Annotated in this window: 22 protein-coding genes; 10 read left to right on the top strand and 12 right to left on the bottom strand. The window is 41.0% G+C overall.

Annotation, left to right across the window (positions count from 1 at the left end; translation table 11 throughout):
* Positions 1 to 136: 136 nt before the first annotated feature.
* Entirely contained in the window at positions 137 to 1738 is a 1602-nt protein-coding gene (locus tag CWC17_RS02720; RefSeq protein ID WP_138612022.1) for an isocitrate lyase, read from the bottom strand.
* 236 nt (positions 1739 to 1974) lie between these two features.
* Between CWC17_RS02720 and CWC17_RS02725 the strand changes: the two genes are divergently transcribed.
* Positions 1975 to 4167 (top strand): malate synthase G, encoded by a 2193-nt coding sequence (locus CWC17_RS02725; RefSeq protein ID WP_138612023.1) that lies wholly within the window; start codon positions 1975 to 1977, stop codon positions 4165 to 4167.
* Between the two features lie 90 nt (positions 4168 to 4257).
* Here CWC17_RS02725 and CWC17_RS02730 read toward each other — a convergent pair whose 3' ends face one another.
* From CWC17_RS02730 to CWC17_RS02745, 4 genes are all read right to left on the bottom strand, one after another.
* Entirely contained in the window at positions 4258 to 4983 is a 726-nt protein-coding gene (locus tag CWC17_RS02730; protein WP_055013484.1) for a YebC/PmpR family DNA-binding transcriptional regulator, read from the bottom strand.
* Positions 4984 to 5104: 121 nt separating this feature from the next.
* Entirely contained in the window at positions 5105 to 5722 is a 618-nt protein-coding gene (locus tag CWC17_RS02735; RefSeq protein ID WP_138540139.1) for an HAD family hydrolase, read from the bottom strand.
* A 257-nt stretch (positions 5723 to 5979) separates the two neighbouring features.
* Positions 5980 to 6471 (bottom strand): DUF6702 family protein, encoded by a 492-nt coding sequence (locus CWC17_RS02740; RefSeq protein WP_055013486.1) that lies wholly within the window; start codon positions 6469 to 6471, stop codon positions 5980 to 5982.
* Entirely contained in the window at positions 6471 to 8903 is a 2433-nt protein-coding gene (locus tag CWC17_RS02745; protein WP_138612024.1) for a M1 family metallopeptidase, read from the bottom strand. The genes CWC17_RS02740 and CWC17_RS02745 overlap by 1 nt, the downstream gene beginning before the upstream one ends.
* A gap of 380 nt (positions 8904 to 9283) precedes the next feature.
* Between CWC17_RS02745 and CWC17_RS02750 the strand changes: the two genes are divergently transcribed.
* The 6 genes from CWC17_RS02750 to CWC17_RS02775 all read left to right on the top strand — a co-directional run bounded on the left by CWC17_RS02750 (position 9284) and on the right by CWC17_RS02775 (position 16137).
* Entirely contained in the window at positions 9284 to 9520 is a 237-nt protein-coding gene (locus tag CWC17_RS02750) for a hypothetical protein (RefSeq protein ID WP_138540137.1), read from the top strand.
* A 135-nt stretch (positions 9521 to 9655) separates the two neighbouring features.
* Positions 9656 to 9892, top strand: coding sequence for a hypothetical protein (locus CWC17_RS02755; RefSeq protein ID WP_004588266.1), 237 nt, complete (start codon positions 9656 to 9658; stop codon positions 9890 to 9892).
* Between the two features lie 77 nt (positions 9893 to 9969).
* Positions 9970 to 11217 carry an exonuclease SbcCD subunit D gene (locus CWC17_RS02760; protein WP_138612025.1) on the top strand — a complete coding sequence of 416 codons (1248 nt, stop codon included), beginning with the start codon at positions 9970 to 9972 and terminating at the stop codon, positions 11215 to 11217.
* On the top strand, positions 11214 to 14864 hold the full coding sequence (locus CWC17_RS02765; protein ID WP_138612026.1) for an AAA family ATPase: 3651 nt from the start codon (positions 11214 to 11216) through the stop codon (positions 14862 to 14864). Before CWC17_RS02760 ends, CWC17_RS02765 begins: the two co-directional genes overlap by 4 nt.
* 20 nt (positions 14865 to 14884) lie before the next feature.
* Positions 14885 to 15541 (top strand): class I SAM-dependent methyltransferase, encoded by a 657-nt coding sequence (locus CWC17_RS02770; protein ID WP_138612027.1) that lies wholly within the window; start codon positions 14885 to 14887, stop codon positions 15539 to 15541.
* A 164-nt stretch (positions 15542 to 15705) separates the two neighbouring features.
* On the top strand, positions 15706 to 16137 hold the full coding sequence (locus CWC17_RS02775) for a hypothetical protein (protein ID WP_138612028.1): 432 nt from the start codon (positions 15706 to 15708) through the stop codon (positions 16135 to 16137).
* 63 nt (positions 16138 to 16200) lie between these two features.
* On the opposite strand, the gene CWC17_RS02780 is transcribed toward CWC17_RS02775, so the two are convergent.
* The 3 genes from CWC17_RS02780 to CWC17_RS02790 are packed head-to-tail and all read right to left on the bottom strand — an operon-like array spanning position 16201 to position 17617.
* On the bottom strand, positions 16201 to 16599 hold the full coding sequence (locus tag CWC17_RS02780; RefSeq protein WP_138612029.1) for an ACT domain-containing protein: 399 nt from the start codon (positions 16597 to 16599) through the stop codon (positions 16201 to 16203).
* A gap of 18 nt (positions 16600 to 16617) precedes the next feature.
* On the bottom strand, positions 16618 to 17160 hold the full coding sequence (locus CWC17_RS02785; RefSeq protein WP_138612030.1) for a DUF6942 family protein: 543 nt from the start codon (positions 17158 to 17160) through the stop codon (positions 16618 to 16620).
* A gap of 1 nt (position 17161) precedes the next feature.
* A complete protein-coding gene (locus CWC17_RS02790) occupies positions 17162 to 17617 on the bottom strand; it encodes a YaiI/YqxD family protein (RefSeq protein ID WP_055013495.1) in 456 nt (151 codons plus the stop codon).
* Positions 17618 to 17737: 120 nt separating this feature from the next.
* On the opposite strand from CWC17_RS02790, the gene CWC17_RS02795 reads away from it, so the two are divergent.
* Positions 17738 to 18259, top strand: a complete 522-nt coding sequence (locus CWC17_RS02795; RefSeq protein WP_138612031.1) for a lipocalin family protein — start codon at positions 17738 to 17740, stop codon at positions 18257 to 18259.
* A gap of 237 nt (positions 18260 to 18496) precedes the next feature.
* On the opposite strand, the gene CWC17_RS02800 is transcribed toward CWC17_RS02795, so the two are convergent.
* From CWC17_RS02800 to CWC17_RS02810, 3 genes are read right to left on the bottom strand one after another with little or no spacing between them, the layout of a single operon-like run.
* The gene (locus CWC17_RS02800) at positions 18497 to 18838 is read right to left on the bottom strand and encodes a DUF3325 domain-containing protein (protein WP_138612032.1); all 342 of its coding nucleotides are present in this window, start codon (positions 18836 to 18838) and stop codon (positions 18497 to 18499) included.
* Between the two features lie 5 nt (positions 18839 to 18843).
* Complete coding sequence (locus CWC17_RS02805) at positions 18844 to 20430, bottom strand: PepSY-associated TM helix domain-containing protein (protein ID WP_138612033.1); 1587 nt, start codon at positions 20428 to 20430, stop codon at positions 18844 to 18846.
* Complete coding sequence (locus CWC17_RS02810) at positions 20427 to 20765, bottom strand: hypothetical protein (protein ID WP_055013498.1); 339 nt, start codon at positions 20763 to 20765, stop codon at positions 20427 to 20429. The genes CWC17_RS02805 and CWC17_RS02810 overlap by 4 nt, the downstream gene beginning before the upstream one ends.
* Before the next feature lie 223 nt (positions 20766 to 20988).
* On the opposite strand from CWC17_RS02810, the gene CWC17_RS02815 reads away from it, so the two are divergent.
* Together CWC17_RS02815 and CWC17_RS02820 are read left to right on the top strand one after the other, a co-directional pair.
* Positions 20989 to 21345 (top strand): VOC family protein, encoded by a 357-nt coding sequence (locus CWC17_RS02815; protein ID WP_138612034.1) that lies wholly within the window; start codon positions 20989 to 20991, stop codon positions 21343 to 21345.
* Positions 21346 to 21495: 150 nt separating this feature from the next.
* The gene (locus CWC17_RS02820) at positions 21496 to 22086 is read left to right on the top strand and encodes a uracil-DNA glycosylase family protein (RefSeq protein WP_138612035.1); all 591 of its coding nucleotides are present in this window, start codon (positions 21496 to 21498) and stop codon (positions 22084 to 22086) included.
* Between the two features lie 273 nt (positions 22087 to 22359).
* Here CWC17_RS02820 and CWC17_RS02825 read toward each other — a convergent pair whose 3' ends face one another.
* Positions 22360 to 22932 (bottom strand): short-chain dehydrogenase, encoded by a 573-nt coding sequence (locus tag CWC17_RS02825; RefSeq protein WP_138612036.1) that lies wholly within the window; start codon positions 22930 to 22932, stop codon positions 22360 to 22362.
* Between the last annotated feature and the right edge of the window lie 122 nt (positions 22933 to 23054).

Consider the following 23054-nt stretch of genomic DNA (forward strand, 5'->3'; position numbering starts at 1 on the left):
TCGTAAATGAGAGTTTTTTAACGCCAATAACGACACGTTTAACTCTCGAAGTGATTAAGCCTTATTGCTGAATAGTATTAATAATCAGCCACAAAAAAAGGGCCGTAAGGCCCTTGAGTAACACTATCTAGAAACGTTAAAACTGATTCATGGTGTTATCTTCACCACCGGCTTTAAGTGCGTTCTCACCAGAGAAGTACTCTTTGTGTGTATCGCCAATATTTGAGCCAGCTAAATCTTGGTGCTTAACTGAAGCTTGCTCACGGCGTATTTCTTGACGTTGTACATCGCGTACATAGGCAAGCATCCCCATGTCACCAAAGTAGCCTTCTGATAAAATATCGGTGCTTAGTGCAGCCGTATGATAAGTAGGTAGCGTGATTAAGTGATGGAAAATACCTGCTTCACGTGCGCCATCACGCTGGAAGTTTTGTACTAGTACATCCGCTTCGGCTGCAAGCTCTGTAGCGTCCATTTCTGGTGCCATAAATCCTTTGTTATCGCAAAGAGTTGGGTACGCGCTTACATCTTTACCTTCTTCTACCCACTGTTGATACACTTGCTCACGGAATTTAAGTGTCCAGTTGAATGATGGTGAATTGTTATAAACAAGTTTAGCGTCCGGTACTTGTTCTTTAACGCGGTTTACTAGCTCTGCAATTTGCTTAACATGTGGTTTTTCGGTTTCAATCCACAATAAATCAGCGCCTGATTGTAAGCTTGTAACACAATCGAGTACTACGCGGTCTTTTTCAGTGCCTTCGCGGAACTGATACAAGCCGTTTTCTAAACGCGTTGGCTTACATAATTGGCCATTAATTTTCATTGCCGTATCACCTTCGTTTAAATCATCTACACCGTTAATAGGCGTGGTTTCTAAAAACGCATTGTATTGGCTAGCTAAGTCGCCTGGTGTTTGCGACACAGGCACTTTTTGCGTAAGGCTTGCACCTAATGAGTCGGTACGCGCAACAATAATCCCGTTATCAATTCCTAGCTCTAAAAATGCGTAACGTACAGCATTAATTTTTGCTAAAAAATCTTCGTGCGGAACAGTTACTTTACCTGCTTGATGGCCACACTGTTTAGCGTCAGACACTTGGTTTTCTATTTGAATAGCGCAGGCACCCGCTTCAATCATCTTTTTAGCAAGTAGGTAGGTTGCTTCTTCGTTACCAAAACCTGCATCAATATCAGCAATAATGGGCACTACATGTGTCTCAAAGTTATCGATTTTATTAAGTACCGCTTGCACATCGCCGCCATTGGCTTTGGCTTCATCAAGCTCGTTAAATAAGTGGTCTAACTCTCGTGCATCGGCTTGCTTTAAAAACGTATAAATCTCTTCAATGAGTGCCGGCACAGAGGTTTTTTCGTGCATACTTTGATCCGGTAACGGGCCAAATGCAGAGCGAAGCGCAGCAACCATCCAACCACTTAAGTAAACATAACTGCGCTTAGTTGTTTTTTGATGACGCTTTATTGCCATCATCATTTGTTGCGCAGTAAAACCATGCCAGCAACCTAAAGACTGCGTGTATTGGCTGGTGTCTCTATCGTAAGCGGCCATATCTTCACGCATTACATCTGCGGTGTATTGTGCAATTTCAATCCCAGTACGAAAACGGTTTTGTAAACGCATGCGACTTGCATACTCTGGGTTAATGGCTTTCCATGCGCTACCTTGAGATTGGCAAAGTGTTGCTAGAGTATCGGTTTCACGTGTGTATGTTGTCATAATAAAATCCTTCGAACGGGTCTATAAATTATTTAAATTATTGTGAGAGTGGCTAGGAGTGTGTGCTCCGTATCGCTTAATTCAACATTAGGCTTATTTTTTAGATTTAGTAAATTTATAGTTGTTATTACCGCTATATTTTTTATGAATGGCTAAAAAGCACGCACTGAGCCTTTTTTGCGTTATGGTTGCTTTAACGCACACAACAACACCGCGACCGTTTAAGGAAGGTAAATATGGCACACACTCTCACACACTCAGGGCTAAGCGTAGATACACAGCTGGCCAACTTTGTAAAAACTCAGCTACTCCCAGGCACGCACCTATCAGAGCAGCAGTTTTGGCAAAGCTTTGCAAATATAGTACAAACGCTTACCCCACAAAATAACGCCCTACTCGCTAAGCGCGAGCAATTACAGCAACAAATAGATGACTACCATAAAGAACATAAAACGTGGGATAGCGCGCACTACCAAGCATTTTTAAAAGAGATTGGTTACCTAGTACCCGAGCCTGTAGACTTTGCCATAGAAACGCAAAATGTAGAGCCCGAAATAGCGCTTAGTGCAGGCCCTCAGCTTGTTGTGCCTGTTAGTAACGCACGCTTTGCGCTTAATGCGGCTAACGCACGCTGGGGCTCGTTATATGACGCCCTTTACGGCACAGATGTACTCAGTGAAGACGACGGGGCTGAAAAAGGCACTACGTATAACCCAGTTCGTGGTTTTAAAGTAATGGCGTATGCGCGCCAATTTTTAGATAAAGCCCTCCCCCTTAAAAATGGCTCACACATAGAAAGTACCAACTATTCCATTGTTGAAGGAGCCTTGTCTATCACCTTAAGAGACAGCTCGCATACCCAACTAAAAAACCCCGAGCAACTTATTGGTTACCAAGGGGAGGCGCAAAACCCAAGCGCAATTTTATTAAAAAACAATGGCCTGCATGTAGAGCTACAAATAGATCACCATCACCCTATCGGTCAAGCTGATAAAGCAGGCCTAAAAGACGTACTGCTTGAAGCTGCTCTAACAACCATTATGGATTGCGAAGACTCTGTTGCCGCAGTAGATGCCGAGGATAAAGTACAAGTTTATAAAAATTGGCTTGGCTTGATGCAAGGTAACTTAGTTGAATCGTTTAAAAAAGGTGATAAAACCATAGAGCGTACCTTACAAAACGATAGGCAATATACCGCCCTTGATGGCAGTAGCCTTACACTAAAAGGCCGCAGCATGATGTTTGTCCGTAATGTGGGCCACTTAATGACAAACCCCGCCATTACCGACATTTACGGCCAAAACGTATTTGAAGGTATTATGGATGCAATGTTTACAGCGACCGCCGCCCTGCACGATTTAAATAAACACTCAGGCATTAAAAATACCAGTGCGCAAAGTATCAATATTGTAAAACCAAAAATGCATGGCCCTGAAGAAGTTGCTTTTACAAATACACTTTTTACCATGGTAGAAGATGCGCTTAGCTTGCCAAGAAACACCCTTAAAATGGGAATTATGGATGAAGAGCGCCGTACTTCTGTCAATTTAAAGGCGTGTATACATGCAGCCAAAGCGCGCGCAGTATTTATAAACACCGGCTTTTTAGACCGCACCGGCGATGAAATTCATACATCAATGCACGCAGGGGTCGCTTTGCCAAAAGCTGCTATTAAAACTCAGCCGTGGATCAAAGCGTACGAAGATCGTAATGTTGATACAGGCCTTGCTTGTGGCCTAAGTGGTAAAGCGCAAATAGGCAAAGGTATGTGGCCAATGCCAGATAAAATGGCCCTTATGATGGAGCAAAAGCTGGCTCATGTGCAATCTGGCGCTAATACCGCGTGGGTGCCCTCGCCTACCGCTGCCACTTTGCACGCTATGCATTATCACGATGTAGATGTATTTACCGAGCAAAAAGAAATTGCCAAACGCGGCATGGCAAGCCTTACAGATTTACTTACACCGCCTTTAATGGCCCAGCCGCAAACGCTCAGTAAAGAAGATATTCAAAGTGAGCTTGAGAACAATGCACAAGGCATTTTAGGCTATGTAGTACGTTGGATAGACCAAGGCATTGGCTGCTCAAAAGTGCCTGATATTAATCACATAGGTTTAATGGAAGACAGAGCAACCTTACGAATTTCAAGCCAACATATGGCAAATTGGCTACAGCATGGGGTGTGTACACAGCAACAAATAGAGTCGATTATGGCTAAAATGGCCAAGGTAGTCGATGGCCAAAATGAGCACGATAGTGCGTATAAGCCAATGGCGCAAACCCAAGAGTCACTTAAAAATAGTATTGCTTATCAAGCCGCTTTAGCGCTTGTATTAGAAGGTGCTAAGCAGCCAAGTGGCTACACCGAGCCCCTATTACACAGCTACCGCTTAAAATATAAAGCAAAACACCATAACCTAGCTGAATAGCTAACATTTATTTAATGCAAAAAAAGCGCGTTTTGCCTACACAAAACGCGCTTTTTGTTTATTTAAAGCTAACTGTAGTTTTGCTTTAAATTAATTTTTAACAATTGCATTGTGATATACGTTTTGTACGTCATCACAGTCTTCAAGCATATTGATGAACTTATCAAAGTTAGCAATTACTTCTTCGTCTTCGATTTCAACATGTACTTGCGGCACAAATGTAATTTCGTCTACTTCAAAGTTGATCCCTTCAAAGTTTTCCTCAAGTGCTTTTTTTGCTTTGTAGTATTCAGTATGTGGTGCAAATACCGACACTTTGCCATTTTCAACTTCAACATCAGTTACATCAACATCAGCCATCATAAGTGCTTCAAGTACGACTTCGTCGTCATCACCAGCAAAACCCAGTACAGCAAGGTGATCAAACATATGTGCAACACAGCCCGGAGTACCAATTTTTGAATCTGTTTTGGTAAACGGCAAACGAACATCTTTAATTGTGCGGTTTGGGTTATCTGTTAAACAGTCAACAATAACCATGCAGTTGCCTGGGCCGTAGCCTTCGTAACGTGCAGGAGAATAATCTTCCCCTGCCCCGCCGGCTGCTTTTTCGATTGCTTTTTCTATTACGTGAGCGGGTACCTGGTCTTTTTTTGCTTTTTCTATAAGGCGACGCAGTGATTGATTAACATCGGGATCTGGTTCGCCATTTTTAGCGGCAACATAAATTTCTTTACCGTACTTTGAGTTAACTTTAGTTTTTGCGTTGGCTGTTTTAGCCATCGAGCTCTTACGGACTTCAAATGCTCTGCCCATCTTGTGCCTCTAATCAATACGTTAATTTTACCAATATTTTACCAATTCAAATCCTATTGGGCTAGTTATGATATTTAAATAAAGCAAGGTTTATTACACAAAAAAACCACTGAAAGCCTATTTAACATAACTCAACTTTTTGAGAGTAACTTTCAACTAAAGTCACTAATTCAATAAAGTCGCGTAAAACGTAGTCAGCCTGATCGGCATAAACAGGCACCATATTAGGCGCATACAAACAAGCGCGCATATTGGCATTATGTGCAGCCTGGATATCGTATAAAAAGTCCCCAACATATAACAAATTGCTGGCACTGATATTCCAAAGTGTTGCAATTGCGTTTAAGGCACTGGGATCGGGTTTGGCAGGAGCATCACTACGGGTCAATACTGTTTCAATGGGGAGCGGATTATTTTGCAGCTTTATTGCCGCCGCTTTATCAAAATTACGAGTCACAATTGCCATAGGAATATTTTTAGCCTTTAAAGCATTAACGGCTTCGGTAACCCCTGGCAATATAGTCGCAAATTGAGCATCTTGTAGCTCATGTTGATGCACTATATTCATCGCCTCTTCGCGCATGTAGGGCGATGGCAATTGGGCAATATAATCAAGTAGGTCTTCCTCGCAAGGGCAACCTATTTGTGCTTTTATAAGAGAAAAATCTAACTCCGACGATACTAGTGTACCATCTAAATCAAATATAACTCCCTGAATAGCCTCTACTTGTGCTTTCATATCATTCCTTGAATGGGGTAAAAATCAATACAACATGCGTAAACATAATGACTCTACTTCATGAGAATAATTTAGCAAATGTTTATCAAACAAATTATTAGAAAAGTAATCGCTTATCTAATACTAAGCTTTGTAAACAGCAGTTTATTACTAAAATTCTACGATCATCTATTAGTAACAGATCAAAAATGAACACAGTATAAATAAAAGAAGAATACGCGCACATTTACTGCAGTGCGCGTAGGTTGGGGAAGCATTTATTGTTCGAACTTAGCCTCAAGCCAAGTATCATTTTGGGTAAAATGAAGGGTTTTAATCTTGCCTCTACCTTCTACGTTTACCATATTTACTTGTGAAGGCCATAGGTCACGCAGTGCTCCGTTACTCATTTTTATACCTTTAATCCCTTTAGGGATAGGCGCTTCTTGGTACACCCAAAAAAACTTTCCATCAATTTGCGCACCTACTTGGCTAAGCGTTAATGGCTCGCCTTTTAAGGTTTGCAGTGCAACATGCGACTCAACATAGTCTACAAAACGTTGTTGGTCTGCTTTATTACTAATGATATCGGCTTTTCCATCAAATAAATGCGCTACCGCATGCTCAGTATCATGTAGATAAAAGCGATGCATGAGCTCAATATTGTGGGTACGCTTATTAAAAAGCACTGTAGTAACCGATGACTTTAGCTGATGCGCCAAACTTGGCGCAGCAACTAAAAGGCAAACAATAATAAGCAAAAAGCGCATTATTGTTGCTCCTCACCTTTTTCGTCGTCTTTTTTAAGCTCAGTTTTAATGTCTTGCATAATATCTCGACTCACTTTCGCTTTACTCTTTTCCTTTTTATACACTTCGATGCGTGAAGGAATAATACGACGAGGGTAGTTGTTGTTTTCAACATCTACATCAGCTGTTTCCCAGCGTGGGTCAACGGTTACCGATACTAACGGCTTATTTTTATCTGTCACAATAAGCTTTTGTACATTTTTGTGGTTACGGCGCCAAATTTCGGCTGGAATGTAACGATCTTCTTTAGTGCCATCTTCATACGTTAGCTCTAATAAAATAGGCATTACTAAACCACCGAGGTTCGAAAACTCCATTACATAGTAATTTTTGTCTTCTTCAAGCGCACGGTCTAGCGTTTTACGCTCCCACGGCTCTAAGCCTTTTAAAAACTTATTGTACGCATTACGCTCTTTATTGGTAACAGTAAAGCGGTCGTTCTCGTCGTAAAAGTCGGTAATATCTGGATTATTTTCAACCCACGTTTTTTTACCTTCTTCACGGTTGCGTTTAACAAACAGTGATGTTGGTTTGTCGGCTTCTATATCGCGTAAGCGTTTAAAATCAATATCTGGGTTTTTGGTATCTAAACGTAATTGATACACTTTATCTAACGAGATATCTACATGGTCGGTGCTGTAAAACCAACCACGCCAAAACCAATCTAAATCAACCCCTGATGCTTCTTCCATGGTACGGAAAAAATCAGCTGGGGTAGGGCGTTTGTACTTCCAGCGCTGTGCGTACTCTTTAAAAGCAAAGTCGAATAAATCACGACCTAAAATAACTTCACGTAAAATATTAAGTGCTGCAGCCGGTTTAGTATAAGCATTAGGGCCTAAACGTAATACGCTGTCTGACTGTGTCATAATTGGTACTTGGTTTTGCGATTTCATGTAGCTTACAATATCGCGCGGCTCAACACCCCACGGTATAGTTGGGTCCCATTCACGCCCAGCAACGCCATCTAAAAAGCTATTTAAGCCTTCATCCATCCAAGTCCATTGGCGCTCATCAGAGTTTACAATCATAGGGAAATAAATATGACCCACTTCGTGTATAACCACGCCTATTAAAAAGCGTTTTTCAGCTTGAGAATAAGTACGCGTACCATCATCTTGCAGCTCAGTACGAGGGCCATTAAAGGTGATCATTGGGTATTCCATGCCGCCAACTGGGCCATTAACCGATTGCGCTACCGGGTAAGGGTAGTCAAATGAATAGCGAGAATACACTTCCATGGTGTGCACTACAGATTCAGTTGAATACTTTTTCCATAAATCGCCACCTTCTTTAGGGTAAAACGACATAGCCATCACTAAAGGTTGTTCTTCACCACCTTGCTGGTAACCCTTTGCATCCCACATAAATTTACGTGACGACGCCCAAGCAAAATCACGTACATTTTCTGCTTTAAAGTGCCACGTTTTTGTTTTATCGGTGCCTTGTTTTTCGTTTTCGAGCGCTTCTTCTTCTGTCACGATAAACACTGGGCGCTTAGCCGTTTCGGCTTTTTCTAAGCGGTTACGCTGTGTACGCGTAAGTACTTTACTTGCGTTATCTAACTTACCCGTTGCTGATACAATATGATCAGCAGGCACAGTAATTTCTACATCGTAGTCACCAAATTCAAGGGTAAACTCACCACGACCTAAAAACGGCTTGTTAGTCCATGCTTCGTAATCAGTGTAAGCAGCTAAACGCGGAAACCACTGCGCAAGTAAAAATATATCGTTGCCATCTTCTTCAAAATGCTCGTAACCAGAACGTGCACCTACAGCATCTTCTTCAACAATGTTAAAAGCAAAGTTCATACTAAACTCAACTTCTTTGCCTGGTTTTAGCGGCTCGTTTAAATCAATGCGCATTAGCGTATCAACCACAGTAACGCGCAGCTCATCGCCATTGTCGTCTTTTACATTGCTAATTGTGTAGCCAAGTTCGTTGTCGCTCATAAATTGCTGACGGCGCAGCTCACCTAAGCTTAATTTAGCCGGCTTTTGTGCAGGTAAACTATTTAGCGTGCTTTTAAAGGTTTTTGTGGTTTCGGCAATTGAGTCGCTTTTAAAAATATTTTGATCTAACTGTAACCACAAATATTTAAGTGTATGCGGCGAGTTATTTTTATACTCAATGCTTTGACTTGCTGTTAAGCGGCGCTTTTTTTCGTCAAGCTTTACGTCTATGTCGTAATTAACACGTTGCTGCCAATATTTTTCGCCAGGCTCACCTGCAGCACTACGATAAACATTTGGGGTAGGAAGGGCTTCGTCTAACTGACGAAACTTATCAACAAATGAGCCTTTAGTTTGCTCAACGGATGATGCAAGCACAGCACTCGACATTGCCAAAGGCAACACAAAAGCGCTAAGCGTAAGAACTGTTTTTTTCATTATGAGTCCTAGTGGGATTTTGTGAGCGTACTTTGACAAAGTTACTATTTTTGTTCAATTAATTAGCGACCAACCGCCTATTAAACACGGTAATATTCACGTTGTTTTAACATGCTTTTTCAATCAGTAAATTAAGCTGCTTTTAAAACTGTAAAGGGGGTTTACACCTTGCACCGAAAGAGCATGTATAAATTAAGGTACAAGCACTGTATTTATGAGGGTTCAGGCCTAATTCATGCCATTAGCTTAGGATTAAATTAAGGTGTAAAAATATGTTGTTTAAGTTGAACTTAAATTTATAGCGTGAGCGCTGTTTACAAGGTTTAATGCGCTTAAGCTCAATGTAAATAATCAGCACATTTAAACTTAAGGAGCCCGATATGAAATTTTACATTGTTAAAAAAGATCATCAGCTCGAAGCGATCCCTGCTGATAAAGACTTACTAGAACGCTACGAATCAAACCAATATTCGTATGTGAATGTGGTGTCGGCATGCAACAAACAAGATGCGCTAAAGCGCCTTCATACTGAACAAAAACACAGTAAAATGTGGCTAATAATTGGCGCAAATATTGCCGTGTTCTCACTAATATTAACTATTTATACGATAAATTAAAAATAGTGAAATTTAAGGTTGATATTTAGTGCATTTTATATTTAAAATCGCCCACTTTTTTTATTTGAGCATAATAAAATCGTTACGATTACTCTCAAATATGTACTTATTACCGGTAAGCAATGTGGTGGGTGTATGGATTTTTATATCCTAAAAAAACAACAAGAGCTAATAGCCATTCCAGCAAATCAGCAAAGTTGTAAGCAGTATCTAGACTCAGGTTATTTTTATATTGATAAAGTAGCCGCCTGTAACGAAACAAATGCCATAAAAGCATTGCAAGCAAAGCAAACTAAAAGTTTAAAAATGCCGCTAGGCATGGCTTTGCTAGCGCTTCCTGTCATTATTATTGCAATATATAGTTTTACCTAAACTAAAGCCCTCCCGAGGCTTGCATCTTTACTTGCCTTGGGTATATTGGCGCTCTTATGGTTTTTTAAGAGCGCGATATGAAAGTTCTCCACACCTCTGATTGGCACCTAGGCCAACAATTTTATGAACATGACCGCCGCGATGAGCACGCTGCATTTTTTACTTGGCTACTTAGCACCCTCGTAGAGCAACACATAGATATACTTTTAGTTGCAGGCGACATTTACCATACAGCCACACCGAGTGCCAGCGCCGAAAACCAGCTCTACCAATTTATAAAAGATGCTAAAAAGCGTTGCCCACAACTACATGTTGTTATTATTGCCGGCAATCACGACTCAGCAAATCGTATATTAGCGGCGCAGCCATTGCTTGCTCAGTTTGACACCCATGTGGTTGGGCGCTTTGACATAACCAACCCAGCCAATACAGTGATCGAAATAAATACGCAAAATAAACGCGCTGTAATCGTCGCTATGCCTTTTTTACGTACCAGCGATATAAGTTCACTTAGTCACACTAAAAATGGCCCTAGTTACGCACAAGGCGTAGAAAAAGCCTATAAGCTTGCCCTTGAACACGCCTATAGCATTAATGCGCAAAATTCGCCGTTAATTGTAATGGGGCATTTACATGCCAAAGGCGGTGATATTTCAAGTGATTCAGAACGTAATTTAGTAATTGGTGGGGAGGAGTCTATTTCGGCTAATGTATTTGGCAGTCAAGCAGACTACGTAGCCCTAGGTCACTTACACAAAGCGCAGCAAGTTGCTAAAAAAGACGTTATACGTTACAGCGGTACGCCTATTCCTATGTCGTTTTCGGAACGTAAGTACACACACCAAGTTAATGTCGTCGAATTTAAAAATGATGAAAAACAATCTATTAGCACATCTGTAAACCCCCTTTACATTCCACGCTCTGCTGAGGTGATTATGCTACCAGAGGGAGAGTGTGTGCCATTAAGCGAGCTATGCGAGCAAATTAAAGCACTCGATACATCACAACATACGATTGCCCCTTATTTACGCGTAAAGCTTAAATCAAGTGATACCGACACCACCTTTAGAGAGCAAATAGAGCAAGCTCTTGAGGGTAAACACATAAAATTTTGTGGCATCGAACGGGTGCGAGAACAAACCACAACAAGCGATAACAGCGCCGTGTTTGAAGATTTAAGCGAAATTGAAATGCTCAACCCATTAAACTTATTAGAACAAGCCTTTGCGAACGACAAAGACATGGCCGGCCAAACTGTACCGGATGAGCTTAAAACGCTTTTAAACGATGTAATAAGTGAGCTGACGGAGCAAGCGCAACTATGAAAATAACCGCAGTACGCATACATAACTTAGCCTCAATAGTTGACGCCGAAATCGACTTTACTCAAGCTCCACTAAAAGACGCTGGTTTATTTGCAATAACCGGCGACACCGGTGCAGGTAAAAGTACCTTTTTAGACGCTATTTGTTTAGCGCTTTATACCAAAACTGCACGCTTAAAAGGTGATAAAGGCAACTTAATAGATTTTAATGGCGACAGTATAAAATTAAACGATGCGCGCAACTTACTGCGCAGAGGAAAGTGGGAAGGTTTTGCCGAAGTAGATTTTGTAGGGCAAGACAAAGCGCTTTACCGTGCACGTTATTCAATACAACGTACTCACAAAAAGGCAACAGGCAAACTAAAAGTAGCCGAGCATACGTTAGTGACCTTGCCCGATGAAACCCTGATAGCCGATAAAAGCCAAACTATAAAAACAATAGAGAACAAAATAGGGCTAAGCTTTGATCAGTTCTCCCGTGCGGTTTTATTAGCACAACACGAATTTGCCGCCTTTTTAAAAGCCACAGGCGATGAACGCGCACAACTTTTAGAGTGTTTAACCGGCACCGATAAATTTAGCTTAATTGGTAAACGTATTTTTGAGCGCAATAAAGCGCTAAAAGATCAATATGAATTACTTAATGCAAGCCTTGCAAGCTACACCTTGCTAAGCGATGACGAATTAACTGCTAAACAAACCCTGCGTGATGAGTTACTTGAAAAAATTGAGCAAACTAAAAAAACGCATGCAGCCACAGAGCAAGACTTAAATTGGTACAAGCAAGCAGCTCGCTTATCGCAGGCACTTGAACACGCAGTAGAGCAGCAACAACACGCACAACAACAGCTTGATGCAATAGCAAAGCAAAGTGAGCAAGCAAAACAAGCCCAAAGCGCCCTCGAAATAAAAGACAATCGCAAACGTCATGAATACTTAACGACGCAAAACAAGGCACTGAGTACGCAAATAAGCGATTTGAAAGCGATTGACCATGCAGCGCTTATAAGTGAACAAGCCGAAAAATTAAAAACACACCAAGCTGCACTGCAAACTGCCACGCAGCAAAAGCAAACGGCAGAGCCTATTATTGCTAAAGCTCGTGAGCTAGATAGCCAACTTGCTATACATACACAAACAATCACAAGCCTGACTCAGCAAAGCGAAAAAGAGCAGCAGCAACTTAGCGAATTACAAACGCAGTATACGCAAAGCAAAAATGCACTTGATGAAGCAAAAAAACTCCACACAGGGCATCAAACATGGTTAAACGAGTACGCGCAGCTAAAACCATTAGCCACTGATTGGAATTATTATCAACATAGCTTTAACACATATTTAAGTGCCAATGAGCAACTAAAAGCCGCCGCTTCTCAAAACAAACAGCTGTTAGCAGAACAAGCTAAACAAGCGACACTGCTAACAGAGCAAACTAAAAAAGTAGAATTACAAGAGCAGCAACTAGCATCTGAACAGAAAAACTTAAGTCAGCTAACTGAGCAACAACACCAATTTAATATTGAGCAATGCGATAGCACGCTTAAAAATATTGAATATTTAAAAGATCAGCGCTTGCGCTATCAGCAGCTTAATCAAGAAATAAAAACCAGTACACAGCAACAAGCCGCGGTGGCCGCGAAGCTTTTACACAGTGAGCAAATGCAAACATCATTGCAACAAAGCTTAGCCTCGTGCGAGCAAGCACTTAAACACAGTGAATATGCATTAAACCAAGCTCGCCTGCGTGCCAGCGAAAACGTAGAGCATTTACGTACGCAGCTTACCCCTAACGAGCCCTGTGTTGTGTGCGGTGCAAAAGAGCACCCGTATGCCAGCAGCCAAAACCCGCAATTAAATAACCTAATAGCCGACTTTGAAACAACTTATAACCAAGCTAAAGAGCAACACGATAGCGCCCAAGCTAAGCTGCATCAGCACCAAACTCAACATGCGGTACTTATCACTGAGCACGCCCAGTATAGCCAAGCCATACAAAGCGCACAGGCTAAGCAGCTAGAGATTAAAACGACAATGCAAGGGGCACGTACAGAGCTTAACGAGTTAACAGCACAGCAGCTTGATGACACCCATGCCCAGCTAAGCAGTCAAAAGTCGCACTATTTTGAGTCGCAAAAACAGCAAACAGCCCTGCAAGAAAAAGTAAACCAACTAATAAACAACTTAAAAACTGAGCAACACACACAACAGCAATTGCATAATCAGCATGTTGAATTAACCAATAAGCTTAATCAAATAAACACAAAGCATGCAGAGCTAAGTGCGCAAATTAACGAGCTTACTAGTACCCTAAACGCGCAGTTTGAGCACAGTGACTTTTGGCAACAATTGCAAAATAACACGCTTAATATGGGCGATTTAAGCCAGCAGGTTGAGCAGTACCAGCAAACACAAATTCAACTTGAGCAAAGTCAAAAACAAATAGACAGCGCTGAACAGCAATTACAGCAACTCACTCCGTTAATGGCTAAAAGTGAACAGGCACTTAAAGTGTTAAAAGACGACATAGCCAAAGCACAACAACTGCAAAACACCACGCACACTGCGCGCCTTGCTTTATTTAACAACGAGCCATTAAGCGCCGATGATTACCAAGCAAACCTTAATGCGCAGCTTGAGCAATGCCAAAAGGAGTTACATACAAGCCAACAAGCTCACGACAACGCCATTAAAAAACGCGATGAGCACGCTATAACACTTAAAAACGTTGAGCAGCGATTGGCAGAGCAAATTCAAGAGCAAAGCACACTTGAAGAGCGCTACAATGCTTGGTTTAGCGACTTTAAAGCGCAGTATAGCGAGGTAAACCACGAACAGATCGCTATTTTACTAACGCTGACTAGTGAGCAAATAAAAGCGCAGTTAATGCAGTTTGAGCAGCGTTTAACAGCACTTACAGACGCAAATGCAGCGCTTAAACAACAACAAAAAGCGCAAACAGATCACCATAATACTAACAAGCCAGACAAAAGCGAAAGCCAATTAGCAGAGCAAGAAACGTTTTTAGCTAATCAGCAAACTGAACTACAAAATAGTTTGCTTGGCACTAATACCGCGCTTGAGCAACACAATCAAAACGCCAAAGCACTTAAGAGCAAACACGCTGAACTTACTACTCTTAAAAAACAGGTAGAGCAGTGGCACGTGCTTAATAAAGTATTAGGGGATGCAACCGGTAAAACCATGCGCAATTTAGCGCAAACACAAACCCTTAAAATATTGCTGCATTATGCTAATAGCCATTTAAAAACCCTTAATAAACGCTATGAGCTTACAGCTATTGCGCAATCGCTCGATATAGCCATTATTGACCGCGACATGGCCGACGAACAACGCTCGGTTAATACGCTCTCTGGAGGGGAATCATTTTTAGTATCTTTGGCACTGGCATTAGGGCTTGCATCGCTTTCATCAAACAAAGTCCAAATCAACTCTTTGTTTATTGACGAAGGGTTTGGTACGTTAGATAGCGAAACACTCAGCGTTGCTATGGACGCACTCGACTCATTACAAGCACAAGGCCGCAAAGTAGGGGTTATATCGCATGTGAGTGAAATGAGTGAACGCGTAGCTACGCAAGTACATGTAAGTAAAAAAAGTGGTGGATACTCCACTGTTGAAGTTTTATAAGCTGATTAAAGGAGTTAAAAATGCCAACATTTAAAGGCGAGCAAGCAACGCATTACGACAATCGCATTACCCGTTTAGTACCTGGATATGAGTTATTACACCAACTTACCAATGCACAGCTTAAAGCAACTCTTAACGATAACGCACATATTTTAGTGGTTGGGGCTGGCACAGGTAAAGAAATACTCGCCCTCGCAGCACTTAACCCAACTTGGCAATTTACCGCACAAGATACCTCAGGTGATATGCTTGAAATTGCTAAACAAGCATTTGAACAGCATGGCATAACAGAGCGTGTTAAGGTTATTGAAGGCGAGCTCGATAAACTTGCTACTAAGGCCGATGCGGCGCTATGCCTACTCGTCCTGCACTTTTTAGAAGACGACGGCAGCAAAAAGCAGCTACTTAAAAACATTAAAGCTAATTTAAATAAAGGCGCAAACCTATTTATTAGCGATTTAATGAAACCCGAAACCGACTTTGAACGTGAAGCGCAAATTACTGTGTGTGCCAATTTAGGCTTAAGTGATGCAGGGCAAGCCTACACAGCTCAAAACTTAGAGAGTGAATTTTACCCGCTTGATAGAATGCGCTTTAGCGAGTTACTTAACGAGTGTAAATACGGCATTCCTAAGCTTTATTTTAAAGCGCTTGGTTTTAGTGGTTACGTGGTTTAATAATATAAAATTTACCTAATGTAATCCCAAAACACCGAGTATGCGTACTCGGTGTTTTATTTTATACACATCCTTACATTTCCTGACAGCTACAAACAAACTCCTCACATATTTTTTATGCTCGCACGCTTACTATCTCCCTATTAAATATTTAAGGGGTTAACATGAAAAAGTATCTTATTGCGGTATTACTACTCTCTGGCTGTGCATCACAGGGGGTAGATAGAAACAATCAAAACCAAATAGTTAAGCGCTACTATGCATCGGTAGAATCAATACAACCCGTAACACTTTCATCAGAGGTAGGCACAGGCATAGCAGCTGGCGCCGGGCTTGGCTTTGTAGACAGCTTAGATGGTAACACTGAAGAAATGCTCGGCGGAGCCATCATTGGCGGCTTAGTGGGAGGACTATTTACCGCACTGTTTGAAGGGGGCGATGATGCCTATCAATATAACTTATACGCTGCTAACGAAGGGGCGTTTACTGTTATTCAAAAGCAAAAACTCGATAAAAATACGCAATGCGTAGCCGTAACTGCAGGTGATAAAGTAAAATTAGAGTCTGTAGCGCAGCACTTTTGCAGCGATAAATAAAACAAAAGCCGGTACTGCAATACCGGCTTTTACTTTTACCTAAATGAATCAGATTTTTACCAACTAAACCTTACCAATCTCGCTTAGTGCCTTAATGGCCGACTGCGCTTTATCGGTTTGTACAAAAATATGATCGTGATAAAACGCAGCCACTACGTTCGCGCTAATATTGTGCTCGGTTAATTTGGCCGATACCGCAGCGGTTAACCCAACAGCCTCAAGGCTTGAATGCACGTTAAGGGTAATTAAATTATATTTACCTTCGTAAGTAATACCGGCTTTGTCGGCGGTTTCAGCTTTTAAAATAAGGGTTAACCCTTCTTCTTCAACGTAGCTGGCGAGCGGATTCAAATGAACGTAATCAGCAAGGTTGCCTGCTAAGCAACAAAATATGTATTCACCTTGTTTAAGCTCAGGGTTCATTGTTTTAAGCAAAGTGTTTAGTTCTAAAATTCCCGCCATGGTTGTTCCTTACAATGTTTATTTAGCCATTTTTAGTTGAGCAACTAACTCGCTTAATCGGGCTATTTTAATATTACTTAACTGCCTGTAATCAAAGTACGGGCACACAATAATGTTATTCGTTGTATCAATTGCAAACTCATCATCAAGCCAATTAAATTGCGCATTAAGCTTACCTTGCTGTAGTAAGTTTTTAGCGTGCGTACGACCTGCAATAATATGCAGCTGGTTTTTATTGGTGCCGTTAATAATGGGTGCACTAAATAACAATGCTGTTTTACTGTTTTTTTGCAGTAAAAATGCATCGCGATACGCTTGCCAACTATCGGCTTGTTTAGCAAAGCTGTAATGCTCGCTCGGTAGCGCAAATAATACTTTGGCGTATACGTTAAACACCTTGCGCCAACCATTTCCACAGTGCTGATTTATGGTATTTATTTGCTCGTTTATTACGGGCTCAACACTTTGTAGGGTTTCAAAGTAGGGCATAGGCGGCGCTTTAGCAACATACACGGCTACGCTAAAGGCCTGCTCACCTAAGCCTATTAGTTGCTCACTCACACTAACTCGCCTTTTTTTGCGCTAAAATACGGTCAAGGTTATTGGCAAAGTTTTGGCGGTCGGTTTGGCTAAGCGGTGGTGGTCCGCCACTCATTTCAACGCCGCTTGAGCGCATAGTATCCATAAAGTCGCGCACGTTTAATAACGAGCGAATATTCTCTGGCGTGTAAAGCTCACCACGCGGATTGAGTGCTTGAGCGCCGTTATCAATCACTTCGCTGGCAAGGGGGATGTCGCCTGTAATAACTAAATCACCTTTTTCTACGCGTTTTACTATTTCGTTATCGGCTACATCAAACCCGCTTGAAACTTGTACGCGGCTTATAAACTTTGAAGGCGGAATGCGCATTGCATGGTTAGCTACTAAAATGGTTGGTGTTTGCGTACGTTCAGCGGCTCTAAAAAGAATTTCTTTTATAACCACGGGGCACGCGTCGGCATCTACCCATATTTTCATGCTGTAATCTTTTAATTGCTCTAGTATTTAGCTGATCCTATAGCAATTTATTTTAATCGGCTAGCAAACTTTATTGGCTTAGCGCCGTACAAACACTAACACTTTTAAAAAGGAGCTTTCATGAAGGCCATTACGACTATTTTACTCATTACAGGGTTATTTTTACTCACCGCCTGCACAAGTGCACCAGAGGGTATTACGCCAGTTAAAAACTTTGACCTAGAGCAATACAAAGGTAAGTGGTACGAAATTGCCCGCCTTGACCACTCATTCGAAGAGGGCATGGAACAAGTAACCGCAACTTACACAGTAAACGATGATGGAACAGTAAAGGTGCTCAACAAAGGGTTTATCACTAAAGAGCAAAAATGGGATGAAGCGCAGGGTTTAGCAAAATTTGTAAAAGGCAGTGATACGGGCCATTTTAAAGTATCATTTTTTGGTCCATTTTATGGCGCTTATGTGATTTTTGAGCTCGACCAAAACGACTACCAATACGCGTTTATTACTAGTTATAACCGCGACTATTTATGGTTTTTATCTCGCACGCCAACGGTGAGTAATGAGCTAAAACAGCATTTTATAGCTAAAGCTAAACAACTTGGTTTTGCTACAGAGCAAATTATTTGGGTTGAGCAGTAAACATCTTAGCTTTGTAAAGGGGCTTTACAGTTACTGTGAATGTGATTGTTACAGCTGTAATAAAACCTTCATTTCACTGTAAGGTAAGTTAAATATGTTAGGGCTATATTAGCTGCACTTGCAACGAGACATGCAAGTGTTGGACATACTGAACATCCCCCTATTGTTGGCAAGCTTTATAGCTTGCCATTTTTTTGCCTAAAATTAACAGCCTTTTTTGGATCAGGTTTTTACTAACTAAAGTGCGTTTACTGCTATTAATAACCCTGATACGCCAACCAATAGCATATTTAAGATGCTAAATGGCTTTACTAATGAGTCTATAAAATTATAAAAAAGCATTATAATTAATACACTTAGACTCATGAAGCCGCAAAAAAGTAAAGCGCCGTATCCCTGCTGGGCAACTACACAAAATACTAAACTTAGTAAAATACTGATCCAAGCAACAATTAGCAGCAAATTACTTTGCTGCTCAGAGGGGCGCGTTTTAAATACCGTTTTAAAATGCGCTGGTTTTGCTAAGGCAAAACCATTAAAAGCCAGTAAGCAGAGGCTAAAGCTAAGTAAATCAATCATGCCTTTTACCTCCTTTTATGATTGGTTGAGCTATTTGCTGTTTTTTTAGATGTATTAGAAGCAGTACGTAATTTTTCGGTTTGTACTAAAAACAGTATGCTAAATAGTAAAAATAACGCATCGACAATAAATAAGGCCCATTGTTTATTTAGTAAGTAGCTCACTATATTGCCCTGCGTAGTAAGCGCATTTATGGCGGGCACACTTAAACACGCTAATGCATTTATACTCGCCATTACACGCCATTGCAGCCTATCTCGCTTTAAAAGTGCCATAACGGCAACTACACACCACGCTAAAAAGAACGCAGCTACTTCTTTATCAGCGCGCCCAGCGAGGGTTGGACTTAGCAATCTATTGGCAATAAAAAAGGCGCAGGTAGCCAGTGGTAAACCCATAATGGTGGCAAGGTTTAATCCTTCTACCAGTTGTAAACCAAACGAGGCTTTGCCTTTGTTACGCTCGCGTATACGTTTAGCCCACATTATGCAGCCAGAGGCAATCATCACGCAGCCTGCAATACCGCCAAGCACGTATAACCAGCGCAATAAAGGCGTGGCAAAGCGCCCTGTATGCATAGAGTTAAGTGACTCGTAAAGTGCTTTACTATTGCTAAGCTCGTCATCTGTTTGCGCTACTAACTCTCCTGTAGCGCCACTAAATAAAAGCCGCGGTGCTTGATCGCGAAGGGCCTTTTTCGGACTCACCAGTACTGTTACTGTTGAAGCCGCCATATTAGGTTTGCTAACCTGAACACGCGTAATGTCTGCATCTGGCCACTTAGTATAAACTTGATCCAAAATAGTGTTTATAGAGAGCATATCTGCGCTACCTTGCGCTTTATTAGTCACATTATTACTGGGGCTTACCTCGTTAAAAAAGCCTCGTATACCATTGTCGTAGTTGGTTAATACAGGGTAAGGAAACAACATAAATATAAGGGTAATAATGCCTGTATAGGTAATCATTAAATGAAACGGTAAAGCCAGTACCGAGCTTAAGTTGTGCGCATCTAACCAGCTACGCACTCCTTTATTACGCCTAAACGTAAACATATCTTTAAATATCCGCTTGTGAATAACCACGCCCGAAATTATTGCTAGCAACATAAAAAAGCTGGCAAAACACACGACCCAGCGCCCGGTTATGGCATCTAAATAGTAAAGCTGATAATGCAATCGGTAAAAAAAGTTACCGCCTTTACTTTCAACAAAAGGAGGCAGCGCTTGCATGGTGTTTGGGTTTAATTGGGTATTTACAAATTGGCTGCGTCGCTGCCCTGGCTCTTTAGGTTTTGCATAACCATATACTAAATACGGTATACGCTCTTCGGGTAAGGTAATACGCCAACTTGGGGAATTTGCAGCGTGCTGATTTAAGTAATCAAAGCCCTTAATAATTTGCTGCCTTTGCGCGGCCACCCTGTCGGTTTGGGCTTGCACATTGTGTATAGCAGGTTGATTCCAGAGATTTATTTCGTCTCTAAAAAAGCTAACCGTGCCTGAAAAAAATATTGTGTAAATAATCCAGCACGTAAGTAAACCAACCCACGTATGTAGCCAGGTCATCGACCTAAAAAAACTGTCTTTCATAGCCAACCCTTAAGTAATGCTAATACAACAACAAAAAAGCCACTACTTAGTAAAATACTGATCCATACAGTTTTTAATGACTTAATCGCAAACGCATAAATAAACACCAAAGCATAAATTAAAATACTGATAGACACGCACAGCAATACGGCATCTTGCTTAGGAATTGGCAGCACTACACTTAATAATGAAATACATGCTGAAGTAAACGCATACCCCCCAAAAATGGCAATAAAAAAACGCAAAAACACTAACACTCTATAGCTTTGCGCAGCTTTAAAAAGCCCAGCTAGTCTATTTTTTGTAAAAGGTGCAATGTGCAAAGGTGCTTGCATAGTTAACAAATCCCTTATTCGAATACGAGGATAAAAAATAAGGCGTTATTATAAAGCTTACAAATACAAAAGATAGCGATTCTCATTTGTATATTTTAGATAATTTAATAACAACCCTTAGCATGCTAGTAAAATAATGATCTCAAGCGGTTTAGCTATATTGCTTAGCTAATAACGAAGGTTTACAGTGGTCAATACTGGCAAGCCAAAGAGTAAATTAAAGATGAGCAACCACGAAAAACTAAATTATGTAGAGTTTCCCGCGTGCGATTTAACAGCCACAAAAAGCTTTTTTACTAACGTGTTTAGCTGGCAATTTACCGACTATGGCCCAGAATATACGGCGTTTAGCGGCCAAGGCTTGGATGGTGGCTTTTTTAAAGCACCGCTTAAATCACTTACACAACATGGGGCCGCACTGCTGGTGTTTTACAGTAACGACATTAACGCAACCTATGAAAAAGTAGCGCAATATGGCGGTAAAATAATAAAACCTATTTTTGGGTTCCCCGGTGGTTGCCGGTTTCATTTTACCGAGCCAAGCGGTAACGAATTTGCCGTATGGTCAGAAAAAAAATAAATATATCAAGTGATTAGTTGTTATTTTTAAATAAGATCACGATTTTACCAACTTATAACTAATTTGAGTAAAATAAACCGATTTTTTACCAACTCATTAGGTCTAAATGGCCATTTAGAACAACATTTAAGCATTTAAGGCCAGATTTATATGGATCCGATCAATTTAATTGAGCAAGTTAGTAAATGCGTGATCTGTGAACCTCATTTACCGTTAGGTGCTCGCCCCGTTATACAATTTAATGCCAATGCGCGTATTTTAATTGCCGGCCAAGCACCGGGCATAAAAGTACACGAAACTGGCAAGCCCTTTAACGATGCCAGCGGAAACCGCCTACGTGAATGGCTTGGGCTAAGTGTTGATGAGTTTTATGATCCGCAAAAAATAGCTATTTTACCTATGGGCTTTTGTTACCCTGGTAAAGGTAAGTCGGGCGACTTACCCCCGCGTAAAGAATGTGCACCGGCATGGAGAGCGCAATTACTGGATGCTCTGCCAAATTTAGAACTGACAATAGTGCTTGGTAAATATGCGCAGGCGTACCATTTACCTCACACAAAAAATAGGCCTTTAACCGAGTTAGTAAAATCGTGGCGTGAATATTGGCCGGCGCATTTGGTGCTACCGCACCCAAGCCCACGCAATAATATTTGGCTTAAAAAGAACCCATGGTTTGAGCAAACAGTATTACCAGAGCTAAGCGAACGTGTAGCTAAAATATTAACTAAAGAGCCACTATGAATAGCTATAAAACTGATGGTTATATGCTTGTAAAGGGGCTTTACATGTGCTGTTTATACAAACAGCACATGTTAAAAAGAAACTTATTATGAAAAAGCCAACAGCTTTGTGCCACGCTGGCTAAGGGTACTCATGCGCTGGACTTTATACATAGCGCCACTCAGTACGCTTAATAAATGTCGTAATTACTTAAAATTTGGGCATTAAAAAAGGTGGTAAATACCACCTTTTGTGTAAGTGTTTACTTAACCTCAGTTTAGGTTATTTGTAAAATTATAGTAGTGCAAATATCTTTTGCAGCTGTGGCATGTACTCGCCCACAAGCTCAAGATTGTTTTCGCTTACTAGTGGGTCAGTAGATTCTTCGGCCGCGCTTGAAGCTTTACCAAACGCACCCATCAGTGAACTAGCATCACTGCTTTTGGCACTTTTAAGGCTTTGTAGGCCACCCATTACTTTATTTGCTGTTTCTTGGTTTTCAGCTGAAAGGCCCGATTTGAGGTTTTCGATGTAAGCCATAGATACCTCAGAACCCACAGAAACTAATTCTTCAGGCGAAAAACCGTAACGGTTAGTAATATCGGCAAAGCTTTTATATAAGCCTTGCTCTTTAATCATGCTTAATGCGCTATTAGCAAGCGAGCTTTGCTCTTCAACACTTTGCTCGGCAGAGCCACCGAGCATGCTTGCTAAATCAAGGTTTTTTAACGTATCTTGGCTACTAGCCCAGCTAGAAACAGCCGGTAGTGCTTTCATGTAGCTTTGTAATTGGCCTTCGCTAATATCTTCTGCAAGGCTTGAAAAACTCATTGCTAATAAGCTAAGAGATACAAGTATTTTTTTCATGGGGCTTTTCCTATTATTTATTTAACGCTATTTAAAACTAAATGTAAGCGCTTGCCAATACATAACTAAAGTAACAGGTGTATTTAGGTTATAAAGTAGTATAAATACTTTAAAGTGCTGTA

The organism is Pseudoalteromonas sp. S3785, from assembly GCF_005887365.1.
Lineage (GTDB): Bacteria > Pseudomonadota > Gammaproteobacteria > Enterobacterales > Alteromonadaceae > Pseudoalteromonas.